This is a genomic window from Bradyrhizobium tunisiense (genome assembly GCF_042263385.1).
GTDB classification, from domain to species: domain Bacteria; phylum Pseudomonadota; class Alphaproteobacteria; order Rhizobiales; family Xanthobacteraceae; genus Bradyrhizobium; species Bradyrhizobium tunisiense.
This window is the reverse complement of sequence record NZ_JBHLEV010000011.1, coordinates 61,479-80,411: the sequence shown is the minus strand read 5'-3', so window position 1 is coordinate 80,411 and position 18,933 is coordinate 61,479. Positions and strand designations below refer to the sequence as shown.

Below are 18,933 nucleotides of genomic sequence, written 5' to 3'. Positions count from 1 at the left end.
CAATCGCGAGGGTGGATGATCGTTCGCGGCACCTAGGTGCGGACGCGGCGGCTGCCGAAGTGCGGATGCTTGCCGCCGCGATGGCGCCAATAGCGGTGCTTGGTCGGGTTCGTATTGACATTGGGCGCCACGTTCTTCGGCACCGATGCGCCGGTGTCCTTCGGCGCCAGCACTCCCTTGTCAGTCGACTGGGCCAGCAACGGGGGTGGAGATACGGAAATCGCCACCAACCCGCCCAGGATCAGGGCGCCCCAGATGGTTCGAATGCTCATACTCGCCTCCATGCAGCCAAGGACCAGGACTCAAATCGAGATGGCTCCGGTGGACAGTGCGTAGGCGCCGACACATGCGGCGACCGTAATCACCGCAAAGAGAACTGCCTCGAATGGCCTGAATGCCGCTTCCTTGCGCTCGCGCCGGGCGAGAAGAAACAGCAGCGTGCCAGGTGCATAGAGGATCGAGGACAGCAGGAGAAACTTCGGCCCGCCTGCGTAGATCATGCCGGCCGCGTAGACCGTCGCGACTGCCGAGCGGATCCAATCAACGACACGGGCGCGTTCGCCGGCGCCGTAAGCCTCGCCGGTCCAGGCGAGCTTGAGACCGTAAGCCGCAACAAAAAAATACGGGATCAGCGTCATCGCGCTCGTCATCTTCAGGGCGAGCGTGAATGCATATTCCGCAAACCAGGTGACGAGAAGGAAAGTCTGAATGACGCAGTTGGTGAGCCAGAGCGCTCCAGCCGGGACCTTGTACGCGTTCACTGTTGCGAGAAAGGACGGCATGGTGCGGTGGACCGCCGCGGAATGCAGCACCTCAGCCGCCAGGAGAGACCAGGACAGGTAGTTGCCGAGGACCGAGATCAGGAGTGCCACGCTGATGAACATGCTGCCCCAGCGGCCGACGATCGCTTCCATGACGCCGGCCATGGATGGCGTCGGCAGATCCGCCAGTTCCGGCCGCAGCAGCACGCCATAGGACAGCAATGTCACGAGGACGAGCAAGCTGAGCACCGTCAGAAAGCCGGCAATGGTTGCAAACCCAACATCGGTGCGGCTCCGGGCATAGCGGGAATAGACACTGGCGCCTTCAATCCCGACGAACACGAACACGGTCAGGAGCATCGTGCCGCGAACCTGGGTGAGCACGTTTGAATGCTCAGGCTGCTCCGTTCCCGTGAAGTTCATGGAGAAAAGCCCGCCGTCGAAGGCGATGGCCGCGGCCGCGATGAACAGCAGGATCGGGATGATCTTGGCGTAGGTCGCGATCGTATTGAGCGTGGCGGCGTTTTTGATGCCGCGCAGCAGCAGAATGTGCACGCTCCACAGCAGGACGGACGCCGAAGCGATCGCCACCGCCGTTGTACCGTCACCGAAGACAGGAAAGAACTGTCCGAGTGTTGCCTTGATCAAAACGAGACAGGCGACATCCGCAAGGCAGCATCCGATCCAGTACCCCACGGCCGAAGCGAAGCCGATATACTCGCCGAACCCGGCCCTGGCGTAGGCATAGATGCCGGCGTCGAGGTCCGGCTTTCGGTATGACAAGGCCTGGAACACGAAGGCGAGCATCAGCATGCCGGAGCCTGCGACCGTCCAGGCGATCATCGCGCCGAGCGCACCCGTGGTCCGCCCGAATGATGCAGGGAGTGCGAAAATGCCGGAGCCGACCATCGACCCCACCACGAGCGCGATGAGCGCATTGCGCGAGAGTTTTTGGTCGACCTCATTCGGTAACGAAGCCATGGCAAGATGGCCTTCCAATCCGCGATCGGCGGACACCGATGCCGCTCGATCCCGGCGAAGACTTTAGAGGCGGCTTTCCCCCTCGCACATCAGGGATTCTCTGTAGGAAGCAGGGGCAGGAAATGGCCAGTCGGTTCTGCGCCGCCTGCAGGCCGTAGCAGTGGGGCGGTCGTGCCTTCGTCGGGACCCGATGATGGCCCGGGAGCGGCTGCCAAAAGCACGACGCCGGCACGGCAGAATTCACCGGCCTTCGCGAGCTCGGCCGCAATGCGTTGGGCGTGCAGAACTGCCGCACCCTGATCGGAATATTCGCCGCCGACACCATCGGGAGTGAGACCGTATCTGTCGACGATGTGAAAATAGAAGCGCATGTCAGCCGATTAGTCCGCGCGGCGACCATCTCCTAGTGACAAACGCGTAAGGCGCCCCCTCCAAAAGGAGGACAGGTGAGCGGCGGTTCCAGATTTCCGTATTGTAATGGGCGGGATCGTCGCTGCGGATCGCCAGTAAATTGCGGGCATACAGGGTGGTTTCCCCGCTGGCATTCGGGTGATTGTCCGATGCCGTCCTCTGATCTCGGGGAATAGCATAGGCCCCGTCAGCAAGCGCTGAGAGGAGACGAGCGATGCCGAATTACGATCAGAACCTGACGGCCGCGCGTGCGGGCGGTGGTGGCACAATCGCGGTGGATGCCGGACTGCGTGACTACATGATGCGCATCTACAATTACATGGCCGCCGGCGTCGGCCTGACCGCCGTCGTCGCGTGGCTGACCTATCAGCTCACCGGTCCCGCCTTGCTGCAGAGTCCGCTGATGTGGGTCTTCATCCTGGCGCCGTTGGCGCTGGTCTTCTTCATCGGTTCGCGCATCGATACGCTGTCGGTATCAACGGCACGGCTTCTGTTCTTCATCTATGCCGCCCTGGTCGGCGTGTCGCTCTCGACGCTGTTCCATATCTACACCAATGCGTCGATCACGCGCGTCTTCTTCATCGCGGCAGCAACCTTCGGAGCGCTCAGCGTATTCGGCTACACCACACGACGCGACCTGTCCGGTCTCGGCACCTTCTTGTTCATGGGCCTGATCGGCGTCATCATCACCAGCCTGGTCAACTTCTTCCTGCAGTCTTCCGGGCTGGACTGGCTGATCTCGGTCGTTGGCGTCGGTGTGTTTGCCGGACTCACGGCCTACGACACGCAGCGGATCAAGGCAATGTACGACGGCAGGGATGATGAAACGTCGGCTGGCCGCAAGTCCGTGATTTCGGCACTGTCGCTCTACCTCAATTTCATCAACCTGTTCATGATGCTGCTGCGACTCGCCGGTGGTCGGCGCTGAGCAGGCCGAAGGCGGCCGTTCAGGCCGCCGGCCGTTCAGCCGCGCTCGCGAGCGCGTCGCGCAAGGCCTGTTCCTTGGTGTCATCCAGCGACGTTTTCAGCACAGTCCCCCCGGCGTCCTTGATCTCCTTCAGCACCTTGTCCGCCGTCATGTTCTTGATCAGGACGAACAAGGCGGCGTTGCCCGTGTGAAGCGAAGCAGACAATTCCTTCATGAAGGCGTCGTCGATGCCAAAATCGGAGAGGGCGCCGCCGAGCGCGCCGGATGCCGCGCCGACCGCGACACCGAGGATCGGATTGAGGAAGATCACGCCGATCAGGAGACCCCAGAAACTTCCGGTCATCGCGCCCACCGCCGTCGTGTTGACGAGTTGATTGAGCTTGATGCCGCCGGAATCGGTTTTCACGGCGATCACCGCATCGCTGAGTGTGATCAGATATTCCTTCTGCAGCCTGAGCAGCCGTTGACGCACTTCTTCGGCCTTCGCCTCAGATGGATACACGATCGCTACGAGATCGGACATGCAAGCCTCCTGCTGGGTCGAGCTCCGCCGGCCAAGCCTGGGAGGCCCGGCGGGACACACCGAAAGATTAGCTGCAGGCTCCCCGGCGCGGCATCGGAGAAAACCCCGGGAGGTGTGGGATGAATGTTCCTGATCATCTCCATGGAGGGACGGTGGATCCGTTCCCAACCGATGCTTGAGCTCCCGCCTCCCACGGCCACAGGCACCGACATACTGAACGGCAGTGCCTGGCGCGAAGAGAAAACGACGCCCTCCAACGGCTGCGAACTGCGTCTCCATCGGGAGCGCTCCTTCATTGGCGAGGAGAATCCCGATCCTCGACTAGGTAATCACCCGATATTCCAGCCCCGGCGCAAGGCGCATGGTGCAACCGGTGGACAAGTCGATCGGCCGGGATGCAACGCAAGCTCGTGTCGCGAGGTCTTCACATGGCTGGGACGTCGTCAATCCAAAAGCTCTCGTTGTTCGCGTTGACCGCGATGGTGGTCGGCTCGATGGTCGGCTCGGGCATCTTTTCGCTGCCGAGGACCTTCGGCATCGCCACCGGACCGTTCGGTGCCATCTTCGCCTGGTGCATCGCAGGCGGCGGCATGTACACCCTCGCGCGAGTGTTCCAGGCGCTGGCGGAACGAAAGCCCGAGCTCGATGCCGGCGTCTATGCCTACGCGAAGGAGGGGTTCGGCGACTATCCCGGCTTTCTGTCGGCATTCGGATACTGGATAGGGAGCTGCATCGGCAACGTCTCCTATTGGGTGCTGATCAAGTCGACGCTGGGCGCCTTCTTCCCGGTCTTCGGGGACGGGAACACCGTGATCGCGATCGTCGTCGCTTCGATCGGAATATGGCTGTTCCATTTCATGATTCTGCGCGGCGTGCAGCAGGCGGCCGCCATCAACACGATCGTGACGATCGCGAAGATCGTGCCGATCCTCGTCTTCATCGTCATTCTGATCGTCGGGTTCAAGGCGGACCTGTTTCAAACGAATTTCTGGGGCGGTGAAGGCATGCCGGACAAGGGCTTGTTCGAGCAGATTCGTGCGACCATGCTCGTCACCGTTTTCGTCTTTCTCGGCATCGAGGGCGCCAGCGTCTATTCGCGCTACGCCAAGGAACGCGCGCATGTCGGCGCTGCGACCATTTTGGGATTTGCGATCGTGACGAGCCTGATGGTGCTCGTGACCATGCTGCCCTATGCCGTGCTTCCCCGCGCCGAGATCGCCGGCATGCGGCAGCCGTCGATGGCGACCGTACTTGAGGCGGTCGTCGGACATTGGGGTGCGATCTTCGTCAGCGTCGGACTTCTGGTTTCGGTGCTGGGGGCCTATCTCGCCTGGTCGCTGATCTGCGCCGAAGTGCTCTCCGCCGCGGGCCGGACCAGGGACATGCCGGCCCTGTTCGGCACGGAAAATGCGAACAAGGTGCCGGCCGCGGCGCTTTGGCTCACCAATGCGATCGTTCAGCTCTTCGTCATCAGCACCTATTGGTCGCAGGATGCATTCGCGTTGATGCTCAATCTGACGAGCGTGATGTCGCTGATTCCGTTCTTCCTCGTCGCAGCCTATGGGCTTCTGCTCGCCAGGCGAGGCGAGACCTATGGGAAGGACAACGGCGACAGAACGCGCGACATGATCTTTGCCGGCATCGCCGTCGTCTACACGCTATTCCTGATCTACGCCGCCGGAATGAAGTTCCTGCTGCTGTCCTTGATCCTCTATGCGCCCGGGACGGTACTCTACTTCTGGGCGCGTCTGGAGCAGAAAGCGAGGGTCTTTACGGCCGTCGAGTGGGTCATCTTCATCGCCGCCGCCGTGGGCGCTGCTGTCGGAATCCACGGTTTGGCCATCGGCTACATCACCATCTAGGCAAGGCAACTCCCGGGAGAACTCCCATGGCAAAGCAGGCGTCGGGCTCGGTTTCCTTCGGGGTCCATTCGGAGGTCGGTCAACTCCGGAAGGTGATGGTCTGCTCACCCGGCCGCGCCCATCAACGCCTTACACCGTCCAATTGCGACACCCTGCTGTTCGATGACGTGCTGTGGGTCGAGAATGCCAAGCGCGATCACTTCGACTTCGTCCAGAAGATGCGTGACCGCGGTATCGAAGTCGTCGAGATGCACGACCTGCTGACGGAAACGGTCGCAATCCCTGAGGCGCGCAAGTGGATTCTCGATAACCAGGTGGTGCCCGATCAGGTCGGTCTCGGCCTGGTCGACGAACTGCGGAGCTATCTGGACGGCTTGAAGCCGCGCGACCTGGCCGAAACACTGATCGGGGGCGTTTCCACCCACGACTTCCCCGACGCTCATGGCGGCGAGATGCTCAGGCTCGTGCGCGAAGCCGCCGGCATGACCGAGTATCTGCTGCCGCCGCTTCCCAACACGTTGTATACGCGGGACACGACCTGCTGGATCTATGGCGGGGTCACGCTGAACTCGCTCTACTGGCCGGCGCGGCACGAAGAGCCGATCCTCGCGACCGCCATCTACATGTTCCATCCGGATTTCGCCGGTAAGGTCAATGTCTGGTGGGGTGATCCGACGCGGGACCACGGTCTTGCGACGCTGGAAGGCGGCGACGTGATGCCGATCGGTAAGGGCAACGTGCTGATCGGGTTGAGCGAGCGCACCTCGCGGCAGGCGATCAGCCAGGTCGCCGCAGCCCTGTTCAAGAAGAAGGCGGCGGAGCGCGTGATCGTGGCGGCGATGCCGAAGCTCCGTGCGGCGATGCATCTCGATACGGTCTTCACGTTCGCTGACAGGGATTGCGTTCTGCTGTATCCCGACATCGTCGACAACATCGCGGCGTTTTCCTACCGGCCAGCCGACAATTCGGCCGGCCTCGAGCTGCGCAGGGATGAAAAGCCGTTCGTGGATGTCGTGGCGCAAGCCCTTGGTCTGAAGAAGTTGCGTGTGATCGAGACCGGGGGAAACGCCTATATGCGCGAGCGAACACAGTGGGACAGCGGCGCCAATCTGGTTTGCGCGTCTCCTGGCGTGGTGTTCGCCTATGACCGCAATACCTACACCAACACCCTGCTGCGCAAGGAAGGGATCGAGGTGATCACGATCGTCGGTGCGGAGCTCGGGCGCGGACGGGGAGGCGGTCATTGCATGACCTGTCCGATCATCAGGGATCCGGCGGACTACTAAGTCATGCGAAAAGACGGGGTTCGGTCGTGAGGCCGGTCTGTCGGGGCGGAGCGCTGCTCCGGCCCTCTTGCACCTGCGCGATTGGAGAGGCGCAGGATTGGCCTCCATGCGACGCGGTGAGTGAGAACCTTTCGGCAATTAACGAAATGGCGGTCCATCGATTCAATCTCTGATTTTGAATCATATCATCAACACGCCACAATCGTTGCCCAGGCTAAGACGATTCCTGGTGCACGCAAAAGCCAAAGAGGCACACGATGCGCAGGTCGAGAACGTTTTTGCCGGTCTTGTGGTTGTTGGGAACCGGCACTGTTTGGGCTGCCGACGTTGATCTCACCGAATTGAAGGCGAGCAGTCCCGTTCCGTACTACTCCGCTCCGTCCTGGAGTGTCGTCGGTTCCGTCACGTCGAACTTTACCGATAATGCCCTGTTCAGCCGGGACAATCGCAGGTCGGATTTCTTCTATGAGCCCGACGTGAGCGTCAGGCTGGATGGAAACCTCACAGATGACCTGTCGTACCGGCTCTACGCACGCGCACAATACGATGCCTTTGCGAGAGAGAAGGACGGCAATGCCGCAGTGGCGCGGATGGGAGCGCGCCTGACGGAGAACTGGAACGGCTGGCGCTTCTCCGCCATCTACGAGCACCGATACGATTTCGACGGGGTCTACCGCGATCTCGCTTTCACGTCGGACGATCTGATGGGCTCGGTGGCACGCGACCTCCGCGTGAACAATGTGACATTCTCACCGCTATTACTCCTGACCTACCGGTTTTCCGACCTAGCGGAAGCTCGGCGCTGGCGCTTCGATGCCTTGCTCGGCATTGAGGTCAAGCTCGATCCAGAATGGTCAATCGTGAGCACGCCGTTGTTCGAAGCCTTCTGGTTCACCGACGGCTTGAACAGGGGACGACAGGATCAGATCTACTCCGCGGACATCGGCCTGAGGTATAATTTCGCCAGCAATATTTCGCTTACGACGAGTGTGCTGTATGAGGCGCGAGAATCGAACGTCATGGTGCGGCGCTACAGGGATATCAGGATCGGTCCCCGGCTTGACTTTGCCTTTTGAGAGATCTGCAAGATGACGTTGAGGCGCGCTTGGGTGCTATTCGGGGTCATAGTCAGTTTGACGGCGGCATCCGCCGCGGCCGCGGACGCGCGCGACTCCGTGGACCGGAGCCAGCGTCTCGATACGGATGCACTCAGGGACGACGCCGGCACCCAACGGTTGCGGGCGCCGTCTCATCCGCTGGTGATCGTGCCGCCGCAACAGCCTGTGCCAAACGCAAGGAAGGGAAAGAAGAACAAGTCGAATACGCGCGGCGCTATGAGCCGCTAGCACATCGCGTCTCAACTGGTGCGATCGCCTCGGCGCAATCGTGAAGGCGATTTGCTGCGCTTGAGTATCTGTTGCAGCTTATTTGAATTACGGCGGGATAATCCGGCAAAAACCAGCCATTCGATCCCTCCCGACGTCATTTCACCGGTGCGAGATTTTATTCCGTCAGCAACACTACCTGGTGGTGTGAGCAACCTTACGGTGTATACTCTGCCGACCCCAAGGGCGTGCGTCTCCTGGTCCATGGATGGATATCTCGCCGGCGGGGCAGGGAGGAGACTCTCGATGTTCGACCTCAATGTATTGAGCTTCAATATGTTGAGCTTCAATGTCGGGCGTCACCGGTGAATAGTGGTGCGTACCGTGAAGCTGCATAGCTCGCCCGCCTGTGAGTCGAGTGGAACCAGTGTCAGAGGGTGGTTGCGACTTGGCTCGCAAGAAAGACTTGGCCCGGAAGAAACCAGCGAACGCCTTTACTGGGTCTTCTCATCCGATCTTCTTTTTGCAGTACGCCCTTCGTTTGAAGGGCACTTCGTGTATGAGGGGATCAATCCGGCGTTCGAGCTTCGCCTCGGCGTCTCGTCGGAAGACATCCGGGAGATGGACGTCTCCAACTGCCTCGGCAGAGACGACGCCAGAGCCGTCAGCGAAGCTCTCCGCGCGTGTCTCGCAGAAGGAGCCGAGGTCAGGATTCGCCATCGCCTTGCGTTTGGCGGCCAGCGCCAGAACATGGAAACGACCATCGCTCCGATCATGGACGGCGCCGCCGGTGGTGCGGTCCGGTTGATCGGCAGCCATCGCATCGCGCGCAACGGACTTCTCGAAGGCGGCGTCGAAGAATCTGATGCCGCGCAGGCGAGTGTCAATTTGCTGTCTATTCAGGAGGATATTCAGCAACGCATTGCATCCGATCTGCACGACTCGACGTGTCAGCATCTGATTGCCGCGAGCCTCGGTCTGATGCGGATCCGGCGGACCATGGACGATCCGGTCGGAGCCGAGCGCCTTTGCGATGAGATCGACGCGTCGATCGACGAGGCGCTCAGGGAAATCCGCGCCTTCGCCTACCTGCTGCACCCGCAGAATCTGACAGAAGGGCTCAAGGCCACGATCGAGCATTATGCCGATGGATTCGCGGCGCGCACGTCGTTGCGGGTCACGACCAGGATCCTGGCCGACGTTGATCGATTGCCCTACGAGACGCAGCGCTCATTGCTTCGGGTCGTTCAGGAAGCTCTCACGAACGTATTCCGCCATGCAAAGGCGACGGAGGTGAGCATCGTCATTGACGGGGCCGGCAGCCAGTTTCGGCTGACCATCAGCGACAACGGGCGCGGGCTTCAGGCCGGCCGTGCGAACCGGCCGATATCGACCGGCGTTGGAATTCCCGCCATGAGAGCAAGACTGGAGCAGATCGGAGGTTCGCTGGAGATCCGCACCGATCCGGCAACGCCTCGTTCCGGCACCGTTCTGTGCGCCGTCTTTCCGCATGCGTTGGTCACTAACAGGCGAAATCGGCGCAAGGACGCCACTGTCACGAGGGTCCCAGCGGGCACCCACTGAGGGAAGAAAAACACTGATCACCGGCAGCAGGTCGGAACGCATTCGTTTCGGCCAAGCCGCCGAGTAACGACATTGGAGTGCTCGTCATGAAGCGATTTCTCATCGCAGATGACCACGAAGCGGTACGGTCGGGCTTGCGAGCGGTGCTCGAACAACGGGCGGATTGGGAAGTTGTCGCCGAGGCGAGCGACGGCGGCAAGGCGCTGACAGCGGCGATCGAGAGCCGGCCTCACGTGGCCATCGTCGATTTTTCCATGCCGCGAATGACCGGACTGGAGGTCGCGCGGCGGATCAGGGAATATCCGCTGCAGACCGAGGTCCTGATTTTCACGGTGCACAGCTCCGGCCTGCTCGCCCAGCAGGCATTTGAGGCCGGCGCGCGCGCCTTCCTGGTGAAATCCGACGCCAACAGATTGCTGATGACGGCCGTCGATTCGCTTCTGGCGCACAAACGGTTCTGCACCGAGAGGTGCCGGAACGAGCTGAACGGCCAATCTGGCAGCAATGCAGACAGGCATCCGGGGCTCACTCCGCGCGAGCAACTGGTCGTCAAACTGGTTGCCGAAGGCTACAGCAACAAGGGCATCAGTGCGATCCTCAACCTCAGCGTCAAGACCACCGAGGCGCATCGGGCCGCCGCGATGCGCAAGCTGGACGTGAGCTCGACTGCGGGCCTGGTCCGATACGCGGTCCGCGCGCAATTGGTCGAGGCATGACGATGCCCCGCCGGGTTTGATGGCCGCGGCCGCGTCAGTACATTCGCCCGGCCATCTCGGGGTTTTGCAGGATGATGCTCAGGCCCGCGATCGGTATGATCGCTCGACCGTTCTGCTGCCGATCATCTCCGCCGATTGCGGTCGGATAGGAGAACCACGCCGTGAAGCGCATCCTGATTGCGGATGATCATGAAATCGTGCGTTCAGGGCTCCGCGCGATCATCGACACGCGCTCCGACTGGATCGTCGTCGGCGAAGCAATGAACGGCGAGCAGGCCGTGGCATTGGCCTTGGAGACGACGCCGGACGTCGTGATCGTCGACTATTCGATGCCCCTCATGAATGGGCTGGAGGTCAGCCGCCGATTGAAGTCGCTTCGCTTGCGCAGCGAAGTTCTGATTTTGACGATGCATGAAAACGAAGAGCTGCTGACCGAAGCCATTCTGGCGGGTGTTCGCGGCTTCTTGTTCAAATCGGATGCGAGAAAGCACCTGCTGTCCGCCGTCGAGGCGCTGCTGGATCGCAGGCCTTATTTCACCAGCGTGTTGCTGGAGAAATTGCTCCACGACTACCAGCTCAACAAGCTGAACAAGTCGGATATGCTGCTCACCTCGCGGGAGCAGAGCGTGGTCCAGTTGATCGCGGAAGGACATACCAACAGGTCCATAAGCGCTATTTTGCAGTTGAGCGTCAAAACCGTCGAAACCCATCGCGCGTCGGCGATGCGCAAGCTGGGGATGTCGTCGACCGCTGAACTGGTCCGTTACGCCATCCGCAAGAAACTGGTGGCGCCCTGAGAGGCTCCGCCGGCCGAGCGATGTTTCGTCGGACCATGTCACAGCCGGCTGTGTCCGTATTTGTCCCATGGCGCCCTAGGCGGAATTTGGGAGTGCTCTGGTTCCACAAATGCTGCAAGACTTGCCGGCATCCGCTGCAAGGAGGATCCGCATGAACAAGAGTGCATCTGTAGTTCTCGCAGTCGTTCTGGCGGCAGTTGCCATAAACGTCGCGCATGCTGACCGGCCGGGGGCCGACTGGATGCCGATCCAGCAAGTCATCGAGAAGGTTCTCAAGTCGGGTTTCACGCTGGTCAGCAAAATCGAGGCCGATGACGGTCGTTGGGAGGGCGAAGGCATCAAGGATGGTCAGAGGATGAAGTTCCACGCCGACGCGAAGACGGGTGAGATCATATCCACGAAGCCTGATCGCTAGGCGGAGTCCCGCACGGTCAGCAGCCGACATTGCTGGCGCACGAGCGAAGTCAGGCGCTCGATGCTGCGCCACGTTGCCTTCAGGCGCCTACTTTCAACGAGACCGTCACCTACGAGCGGCCACGAGTTGGCCCGTGGTCGCCCCATCCATCGACATCGACTTGGCGAGCCTATGGCAGGAACGGCTGGTCATGCCGAATGCGGACGGCCGATCCGATGGCGGTCCAAGGTGAGAGCTCTCGTTCGCAAGGAAGGCATCCGATTGTGAAGCGATCGGTGTCATGGGCCTGCCCGCAGACTGCGATCAACAAAAGTTCAATAATAGAATTAATATCCCACCTGAGCGATCCGACTTGCCTGTCGGGCGCGGCATTCACCCGGATCAGCGTTGGATCCTGAAAGGACTATAGGACCGAACGTCGCACCGACTGCTGGGCCGGAGGGCGCGGCCGACGAATGATCATCCGGGCGCTTGACTAGTTCTATAAAAGAACTGTAGGTTCCGCGCATGACGGCCGAGCGCGACGGCCGCGGGCCGGCCACGCGCTGGCAATGACGGTCGGACAGCGCGGCGCGCAGTTCGCGCGGCGCGATGCCGGGCAAGCGGCCGGGTAAGGCAACAAAACACAATGCCGTGCCCCCGGATGGGCGCGCATCAGGGAGGACTAGCATGTTGGCGAAATGGAAGAGTCTTGCGGCTCTGGCTTTGCTTTTGAGCAGTCCGGCGTTCGCAGCTGACGAGCCCGGAGTTACCGCGACCGAGATCAAGATCGGTGGAGTGTTTCCGTTCAGCGGCCCGGCATCGTCGATCGGTCTCGTCGGCAAGGGACTGATTGCCTACATTCAATCGATGAATGACCGCGGCGGCATCAACGGCCGCAAGATCAACTACATCGCCTATGACGACGCCTACAGCCCTCCGAAGGCGGTAGAGCATGTCCGCAAGCTCGTCGAGAGCGACGAAGTGGCGTTCATGTTCGGCCAGCTCGGCACGCCGGGCCTTTCGGCCACGGCGAAGTACCTGAGGGCGAAGGGGGTGCCCAGCATCGCCATCATCAGCGGCTCGTCCAAGTTCACCGACGTCGCGAGTTACCCGCTGACCACGACAGGCCTCGTCAGCTACGACACCGAGGGAAAAATCTACGCGAAGTATCTGACCAAAACGCTGCCGAAGGCCAAATACGCGATCCTCTATCAGAACGACGATCTCGGCAAAGATTACGTCAATGCGTTCAAGTCGTTTCTAGGCAAGGACTACGACGGGAAGGTCGTCAGCGCGTCCTATGAGGTCACGGAGCCGACCGTCGATTCGCAGATCACAACTCTGAAGAGCTCCGGCGCCGAGGCCCTGATAATCGCGGGAACGCCGAAATTCGCAGCGCAGGCGATCCGGCAGGCTTCTGTGATCGGCTGGAAAGCGACAGTGATCATCAACTTTCCGTCCGGTTCGGTCGGAGGCACACTGGCGCCGGCCGGCCTCGACAAGTCGACCGGCGTGATCGTCGGGACGACCAACAAGGATGTCATGGATCCGAATTGGAAGGACGATCCGGGCATGCAGGCTTATCGGGCATTCCTCGACAAGTATCTCGCGGGGGTCGACATCACGAACGGCAGCTATCTGACCGGCTATCAGCAGGGCATCCTGCTCGAGCAGATCCTGAAGCAATGCGGCAATGATCTGTCCCGCAAAAACATCCTCGCGCAGGCCAAGAACTTCAAGGATTTCATCGTTCCGACGGTACTGCCAGGGATCAAGGTCAATACCAGCGAATCCGAGAACATGATCTGGACGCAGATGCGGCTGCAGCGGTGGACCGGCTCGACCTGGGAAGCCTTCGGCGAGGTGTTGGACGCCAAGTCCGAATGAGTTCGCGACGGCCAGAGCGGCGGACGCGGCGTGAGCTGCGTCCAAGTCTGCGCTGTTCATGGATGCTGCATATGAGCGTCACGCGTACCGATGACCGCCGATCCTAGTCGCGCCCCGGGGTCGATTGGCGAGCGGCAGTGGCCCGGGACGTGCTCGGTAAGCCCTACGCTTTCTCGCGGATGTCCCGACTGCCGCGCTATTGCCGGCCTGCTGTTTGCAGGCCTGACACAGCCATCAAGCGGTCCTCGGTACCGATTTGCCGCCGCGCGCCGAGTCCAATACGGTGCAGGAGGTGACCGCGGCAGTGGCTTCGCCGCATTCTGGAATCGAACTGGCAGAGTGCCGGGGTTGTGCATGATGCGGGATTCTTGCCCCCGCCACTGCCGGCTATCCTCGCCCCATACCGGGACGAACGTCCGACACGCGACCCGCGGCGCAAGAACGTAATGGCAGATCGGGACTTGATCCCGATCAAGCCTTGATCGGGCCGGGCCCGCTAGCATGCAGCTTGCGTAAGGCGACGCGCAGTTGCGCCCCAATCCATGGGCCTCGGCGGCCCTTTCCGGGAATGATGACTTCAACCGAGTCGCGTGGTAGCGCGGGAATGAGCCGATGCCGACTTACTATTTCGACTTCAAGGACGGCGTGCCCCTCCGGGACAGGTCAGGACTGGAGCTAGTGAGTGATGGGGCGGCCATTGCGCACAGCAAGAACTTGGCCGACAGGGTACGCAGAGAGAAGCCGAAAGGCCATCCGGACCTCCGGATCGTGGTCATCGACGAGAGCGGCCGGGAAGTTCACCGCGAGCAGATCTATCCCAACGCGACTTGACCATTGGCGCAGACGGCACCGAAGCAAGAGCGTCAGCCGAAGGATCATTGGTTAGTCGAAGCTTCCGGACGCCTCCTTCGAAAGCCGTGGCGACGGGTTCGCCGCCATAGCCGAGGCTCGGCAGGGCGATGAGGTGATTCCGCCCCTTGTCGCGAATGGTGGTGGAGTTTGCGCCTCGACAACGTCATTGCGACTGCAACCTCTACCGTTTTGGTGCGCTGGCACGGAATTTCGTGTGCAGCTATGGGAAGCGCACCGTGATCGGAACCAGCCTCTGCAGATGGGCCATCAGCTACTTCGCGGTCGCAATCGTATGGCTGCTGCTTGCAGAAGGACTGATGGTCGTCGGGTTCGGCTTCCCGAACGACGACATTGGCGGCCCGGACACGCTCGTCATCGTCCATATGGTTTGCATCGGCTGGTTGAGCATGGTTCTGTCCGGCGCGTTGTTCCAGTTCGTGCCGGTGCTGGTCGCAAGGCCGCTCTATGCGGAGCGCTGGACACTGCCCGCTCTCGCGCTGCTGACGGTCGGGCTGACTGTGCTGCTCGGAGGTTTTCTGGCGTTGGGCGGGCACTTCAACGGGGCGGCCTGGCTGCTTCCCCTCGGAGCTGGCCTGCTGATTGCCGGTTTCGCGTTGGTCGTTGCCAATCTCGGCATGACGCTCTGGTCGGCCCGCCCGCTGCCGGGGCCCGCGCATTTCGTCGCAGGCGGGCTTGTCTGCATCTGCGTCACGGCGGCATTCGGCGGCACATTCTCGCTGATGCTGTCCGGCATCGCCGTCGGTGCGCAATGGCCGGACCTGTCGGTCGCGGGCGTTCCGATCCACGCGATTGCGGGGCTTGGCGGATGGCTGACGTTCACTGCCATGGGCGTCAGCTATCGCTTGCTTGCGATGTTCATGCTCGCGCCCGACGGCGATGCGAGGCTCGGGCGGCTTGCCTGGCTTGCGGGAATCGCCGCGCTGGCCATCGGACTTGTCGGTGGCGTGCTTGCATTCTGGCGCATGACCGGGCTGAACTTGGCGCTTCTGCTTGCAGGAGCTGCGGCACTGCTGTCGCTGGGCGCCTACGGCCGCGACGTGCTCGGCCTGTACAGGAACCGCAAACGTCGCGCGCTCGAGCTCAACACGCGCATGAGCCTCGTTTCGCTGGCAAGCCTCGTCGCGGCCGCAATCCTTGGCGCCGCGCTTCTTGCGGCCGGGTCATCTCCGTCCCATGTCGGCGCGATCGCCTTTCTCGTCGCGTTCGGTTGGCTCACAGGCCTCGTGCTCGCCAATCTCTACAAGATCGTCCCGTTCCTGACCTGGCTTGAGACCTATGGTCCGGTGATGGGCAGGGTGGCGACGCCTCGCGTCCAGGACCTCGTTGCCGAGCGCCGCGCGTTGAGATGGTTTGTCTTGTTCTTCGCCGGAAGCTGGACGGCGGCGTTGATGCTCCTGTTCGATGCGCCGCTCGGCTTCCGCGCCGCCGTGGCGGTGGTGACGCTTGCGACGCTCGGCCTGAGCGAGGAGTTCATCAGGGCCCGGCGGCTCACCGACGTTGCGCAGCCGATGCGCCTGCCGGCCGGAGCCGTCATGCCTCATCTTCTGGTCTCGCGGAACTGAAAGGAGATTGCCATGACCGAGTTCATCGACGTCGATGTGCGGCCGATCCTGCGCGCAGGCGGCGAGCCGTTCTCCATCATCATGGCCGCGCTCGAGCGGCTCGAGCCCGGGGAAGGGCTGCGGCTCTATGCTCCCTTCAAGCCGGTTCCTCTGTTCGACGTCATGGCGAGCAGAGGCTTTGCGCATCGGGAAGCCGAGCTGGAAGGCGGCGAATGGGAGATCCGCTTTATGCCGGACGACGGGTCGATCGAGGCGGCTGAACCGCCCCCCGCCGCGCCGGGCGACGGCGACTGGCCGGAGCCCGCGGTTCATCTCGACAACCGCGATCTCGATCCGCCGGAGCCTATGGTGCGCATTCTGGCCGCCCTGGAGCGGCTCGCGCCGGGCCAGACTCTCCACGCCTTGCTCAGTCGCGAACCGGTCTTCCTGTTTCGGGAGCTGACCAAGCGCGGCCATCAGTGGCGCGGCGGCTTCACGCGGCAGAAGGATGCCTATCACCTGACGGTGAGGGCGCACGCATGACGACCAACGACGACGATCTCGTGGCGCAGATCAAGCAGGCGCTGAAGGTCGTGATCGATCCGGAACTCGGGTACAACATCGTCGACCTGGGCTTCATCTATGATGTGTCGGTCGACGATGGCGCCGCGCACATCACCATGACGGCGACGACGCGCGGCTGTCCCGCCGCGTCCTTTCTCAAGGAGGGTGTCGCGAGCAGCGCGTGCCTCGTTCCGGGCGTGGACTCGGTCGACGTCACCATGACGTTCGAGCCGCCCTGGCAGCCCTCGATGATCTCGCCGGGTGTCAGGTCATCGCTCGGCTTTGCCGAGGTGAATTGAACCGGTCGGGGCGGCCGGGCCGGCTACATGCCGTCGGAGCCCGGGCCGGGCCAGATCTTCGCGGGGGCGCGAAGCTTCGCGAGGTCGAGCAGATTGATCGCCCGGGCGGCGATCTGGTCGATCACCTCGTCCAGCGACCGTGGTCTTAGATAGAAGGCCGGCATCGGCGGGGCAATGATCGCACCGATCTCGGTCGCCTGCAGCATGCTGCGCAAATGGCCGAGATGCAGCGGGCTCTCGCGGACCAGCAACACCAGCCGGCGGCGCTCCTTGAGCTGCACGTCGGCCGCGCGCGTCAGAAGGTTGTCGAGCTGTCCCCAGGCGATGGCGGAGAGCGTGCGGATCGAGCACGGCGCCACGATCATGCCGGCAACCGGATAAGAGCCGCTGGCGATCGCGGTGCCGATGTCGGAATGCGAATGGTCGCGGAAGGCGAGCGCGCGCAGCCGCGAGAGCGCATCGCTTCCCACTTCCGCGCTCAGCGTACGCTCTGCCGCAGGCGAAACCACGAGGTGCACCGCGTAATGCGGGTTGTCGGCCAGCAGCTCGACGATGCGCATGCCGATTGCGGCGCCCGAGGCGCCGCTGATGCCGACGATGATGCCCTGCCGCCCGCTCATGTGAGGACCGGTACGCGTGCGGGCATGCCGGACAGGCCGAGGCTGGACCAGATCGCATCGACACGCGCGATCACGGCAGGATCCATGGCCAGCGGAACGCCCCATTCCCGATCCGTCTCCGGAGGAATCTTGGTCGTGGCATCGATGCCGAGCTTGCCGCCGAGTCCCGATTTCGGCGAGGCGAAGTCGAGATAGTCGATCGGCGTGTCGGTGAGCGTCACGAGATCGCGCGAGGAATCGCTACGCGTGGAGACGGCCCACATCACGGCGCGCCAGTCGCGGATGTCGATGTCGTCGTCGACCACGATCAGCAGTTTCGTGTAGCTGAACTGCGGCAGCATCGACCACAGGCCGAGCATCAGCCGCCGCGCCTGGCCGGGATAGCGCTTCCTGATCGCCGCGACGGCGATGCGGTATGAGCAGGCCTCCGGCGGCAGCCAGCAGTCGGTCACCTCGGGGAATTGCTGTCGGATCAGCGGTACGAACAGGTGATTAAGTGCCTCGCCGATCCGCGACGGCTCGTCCGGCGGTCGGCCCGTGAAGGTCGAGAGGTAGACGGGCTGCCGACGGGTGGTGATCGCGGTCACGCGCATCACGGGGAATGCCTCGACGGAATTGTAGTACCCGGTGTGATCGCCATACGGTCCCTCGGGCGCGGTCTCGGTCGCGGAGACGAAGCCTTCGATGACGATTTCGGCCTCGGCCGGGATCGCGAGCGGGACGGTGAGGCATGGCGCGAGGTCGGGTCGTTCGCCGCGCAGGATTCCGGCGAAGCGCAGCTCGGACATCGTCTCCGGTAGCGGCAGCACCGCAGCAAGGATCGTCGCAGGATCGGCTCCGATGACGATCGCGACCGGCATGTCGCGCCCGATCGCCTTCCATTGCTGGTGATGCCTGGCGCTGCCGCGATGCGCGAGCCAGCGGATGATGGCGCGGTCGCGACCGAGCACCTGCATGCGGTAGACGCCGACATTCTCCTCCTGGTCGGCCGTCGCGGATTCGGGCGGCACGGTGATCACGAGCGGCCAGGTGATCAGCGGCGCCGGCTCGCCGGGCCAGCAGACCTGGACCGGCAAGCGCGCGAGATCGATGTCGGGCCCCATCGTGACGCAGTCCTGGACCGGCGCCGCCGCGCGCGTGCGCGGACGCGTCGCCAGCGCGGCGCGGGCGAGCGGAAGCTTGTCGAAGACATCCCTGATGCTGTTCGGCGGTCGCGGCGCGCGGAGCTCGGCCATCAGCGCGCCAAGCTCTTCGAGACGGTCGGGCGAGATTCCCATACCCCATGCGATCCGCTCGACCGTTCCGAACAGATTGGTGAGGAGAGGCATCTCCGATGGGCTGCCGTCGGCCTTGACGGGCTGCTCGAACAATAATGCCGGTCCGTGCGCGCCGAGCACACGCCGGTGGATTTCCGTGATCTCGTGGACGACGGAGATCTTCTCGCGAATGCGTCGCAATTGCCCCCGGCTTTCGATGAAGCGGAGAAAGTCGGACAAGTCGCGAAAGCGCGGCACATCACGTTGCAATGAGCAAGCTCCCAAAAAATCACAGCTAGCCGGCCTGTTTTCGGTCTTCATT

The 18,933-nt window shown here is 62.4% G+C and carries 19 protein-coding genes; 13 read left to right on the top strand and 6 right to left on the bottom strand.

Annotation, left to right across the window (positions count from 1 at the left end; all coding sequences use genetic code 11):
- Positions 1–32: 32 nt before the first annotated feature.
- The 3 genes from ACFDR6_RS32540 to ACFDR6_RS32530 all read right to left on the bottom strand — a co-directional run bounded on the left by ACFDR6_RS32540 (position 33) and on the right by ACFDR6_RS32530 (position 2,113).
- Positions 33–272, bottom strand: coding sequence for a hypothetical protein (locus tag ACFDR6_RS32540; RefSeq protein WP_375860833.1), 240 nt, complete (start codon positions 270–272; stop codon positions 33–35).
- 30 nt (positions 273–302) lie between these two features.
- Positions 303–1,742: a basic amino acid/polyamine antiporter gene (locus tag ACFDR6_RS32535; protein WP_375860832.1), complete on the bottom strand. Its 1,440-nt coding sequence runs from the start codon at positions 1,740–1,742 to the stop codon at positions 303–305.
- Positions 1,743–1,831: 89 nt separating this feature from the next.
- Positions 1,832–2,113 (bottom strand): DUF6894 family protein, encoded by a 282-nt coding sequence (locus ACFDR6_RS32530; RefSeq protein WP_375860831.1) that lies wholly within the window; start codon positions 2,111–2,113, stop codon positions 1,832–1,834.
- A gap of 254 nt (positions 2,114–2,367) precedes the next feature.
- Between ACFDR6_RS32530 and ACFDR6_RS32525 the strand changes: the two genes are divergently transcribed.
- Positions 2,368–3,081, top strand: coding sequence for a Bax inhibitor-1/YccA family protein (locus ACFDR6_RS32525; RefSeq protein ID WP_317242706.1), 714 nt, complete (start codon positions 2,368–2,370; stop codon positions 3,079–3,081).
- Positions 3,082–3,100: 19 nt separating this feature from the next.
- Here ACFDR6_RS32525 and ACFDR6_RS32520 read toward each other — a convergent pair whose 3' ends face one another.
- Positions 3,101–3,604, bottom strand: a complete 504-nt coding sequence (locus ACFDR6_RS32520) for a DUF1269 domain-containing protein (RefSeq protein WP_212091950.1) — start codon at positions 3,602–3,604, stop codon at positions 3,101–3,103.
- 428 nt (positions 3,605–4,032) lie between these two features.
- Between ACFDR6_RS32520 and ACFDR6_RS32515 the strand changes: the two genes are divergently transcribed.
- The 12 genes from ACFDR6_RS32515 (at position 4,033) to ACFDR6_RS32460 (ending at position 16,735) form a co-directional block, all read left to right on the top strand.
- Entirely contained in the window at positions 4,033–5,466 is a 1,434-nt protein-coding gene (locus ACFDR6_RS32515; RefSeq protein ID WP_375860830.1) for a basic amino acid/polyamine antiporter, read from the top strand.
- 26 nt (positions 5,467–5,492) lie between these two features.
- Entirely contained in the window at positions 5,493–6,752 is a 1,260-nt protein-coding gene (gene arcA, locus ACFDR6_RS32510) for an arginine deiminase (RefSeq protein WP_375860829.1), read from the top strand.
- 257 nt (positions 6,753–7,009) lie between these two features.
- Positions 7,010–7,828 carry a hypothetical protein gene (locus ACFDR6_RS32505; RefSeq protein ID WP_375860828.1) on the top strand — a complete coding sequence of 273 codons (819 nt, stop codon included), beginning with the start codon at positions 7,010–7,012 and terminating at the stop codon, positions 7,826–7,828.
- A 633-nt stretch (positions 7,829–8,461) separates the two neighbouring features.
- Complete coding sequence (locus ACFDR6_RS32500; protein ID WP_375860827.1) at positions 8,462–9,661, top strand: PAS domain-containing sensor histidine kinase; 1,200 nt, start codon at positions 8,462–8,464, stop codon at positions 9,659–9,661.
- An 86-nt stretch (positions 9,662–9,747) separates the two neighbouring features.
- The gene (locus tag ACFDR6_RS32495) at positions 9,748–10,377 is read left to right on the top strand and encodes a response regulator (RefSeq protein WP_375860826.1); all 630 of its coding nucleotides are present in this window, start codon (positions 9,748–9,750) and stop codon (positions 10,375–10,377) included.
- Between the two features lie 161 nt (positions 10,378–10,538).
- On the top strand, positions 10,539–11,174 hold the full coding sequence (locus ACFDR6_RS32490) for a response regulator (protein WP_212091960.1): 636 nt from the start codon (positions 10,539–10,541) through the stop codon (positions 11,172–11,174).
- A gap of 151 nt (positions 11,175–11,325) precedes the next feature.
- Positions 11,326–11,589, top strand: a complete 264-nt coding sequence (locus tag ACFDR6_RS32485; protein WP_375860825.1) for a PepSY domain-containing protein — start codon at positions 11,326–11,328, stop codon at positions 11,587–11,589.
- A 669-nt stretch (positions 11,590–12,258) separates the two neighbouring features.
- Positions 12,259–13,458, top strand: a complete 1,200-nt coding sequence (locus ACFDR6_RS32480; protein WP_375860824.1) for an ABC transporter substrate-binding protein — start codon at positions 12,259–12,261, stop codon at positions 13,456–13,458.
- 612 nt (positions 13,459–14,070) lie between these two features.
- Positions 14,071–14,289: a DUF6894 family protein gene (locus ACFDR6_RS32475; protein WP_212091966.1), complete on the top strand. Its 219-nt coding sequence runs from the start codon at positions 14,071–14,073 to the stop codon at positions 14,287–14,289.
- Between the two features lie 257 nt (positions 14,290–14,546).
- On the top strand, positions 14,547–15,893 hold the full coding sequence (locus tag ACFDR6_RS32470; protein ID WP_375860823.1) for a hypothetical protein: 1,347 nt from the start codon (positions 14,547–14,549) through the stop codon (positions 15,891–15,893).
- A 12-nt stretch (positions 15,894–15,905) separates the two neighbouring features.
- A complete protein-coding gene (locus ACFDR6_RS32465; RefSeq protein ID WP_212091970.1) occupies positions 15,906–16,415 on the top strand; it encodes a DUF2249 domain-containing protein in 510 nt (169 codons plus the stop codon).
- Positions 16,412–16,735, top strand: coding sequence for a metal-sulfur cluster assembly factor (locus tag ACFDR6_RS32460; protein WP_212091972.1), 324 nt, complete (start codon positions 16,412–16,414; stop codon positions 16,733–16,735). The genes ACFDR6_RS32465 and ACFDR6_RS32460 overlap by 4 nt, the downstream gene beginning before the upstream one ends.
- Before the next feature lie 23 nt (positions 16,736–16,758).
- Here the strand turns inward: ACFDR6_RS32460 and ACFDR6_RS32455 are convergent, their stop codons facing one another.
- Positions 16,759–17,355, bottom strand: a complete 597-nt coding sequence (locus ACFDR6_RS32455; RefSeq protein WP_375860822.1) for a UbiX family flavin prenyltransferase — start codon at positions 17,353–17,355, stop codon at positions 16,759–16,761.
- Positions 17,352–18,932: a UbiD family decarboxylase gene (locus tag ACFDR6_RS32450; protein WP_375860821.1), complete on the bottom strand. Its 1,581-nt coding sequence runs from the start codon at positions 18,930–18,932 to the stop codon at positions 17,352–17,354. Before ACFDR6_RS32450 ends, ACFDR6_RS32455 begins: the two co-directional genes overlap by 4 nt.
- Between the last annotated feature and the right edge of the window lies 1 nt (position 18,933).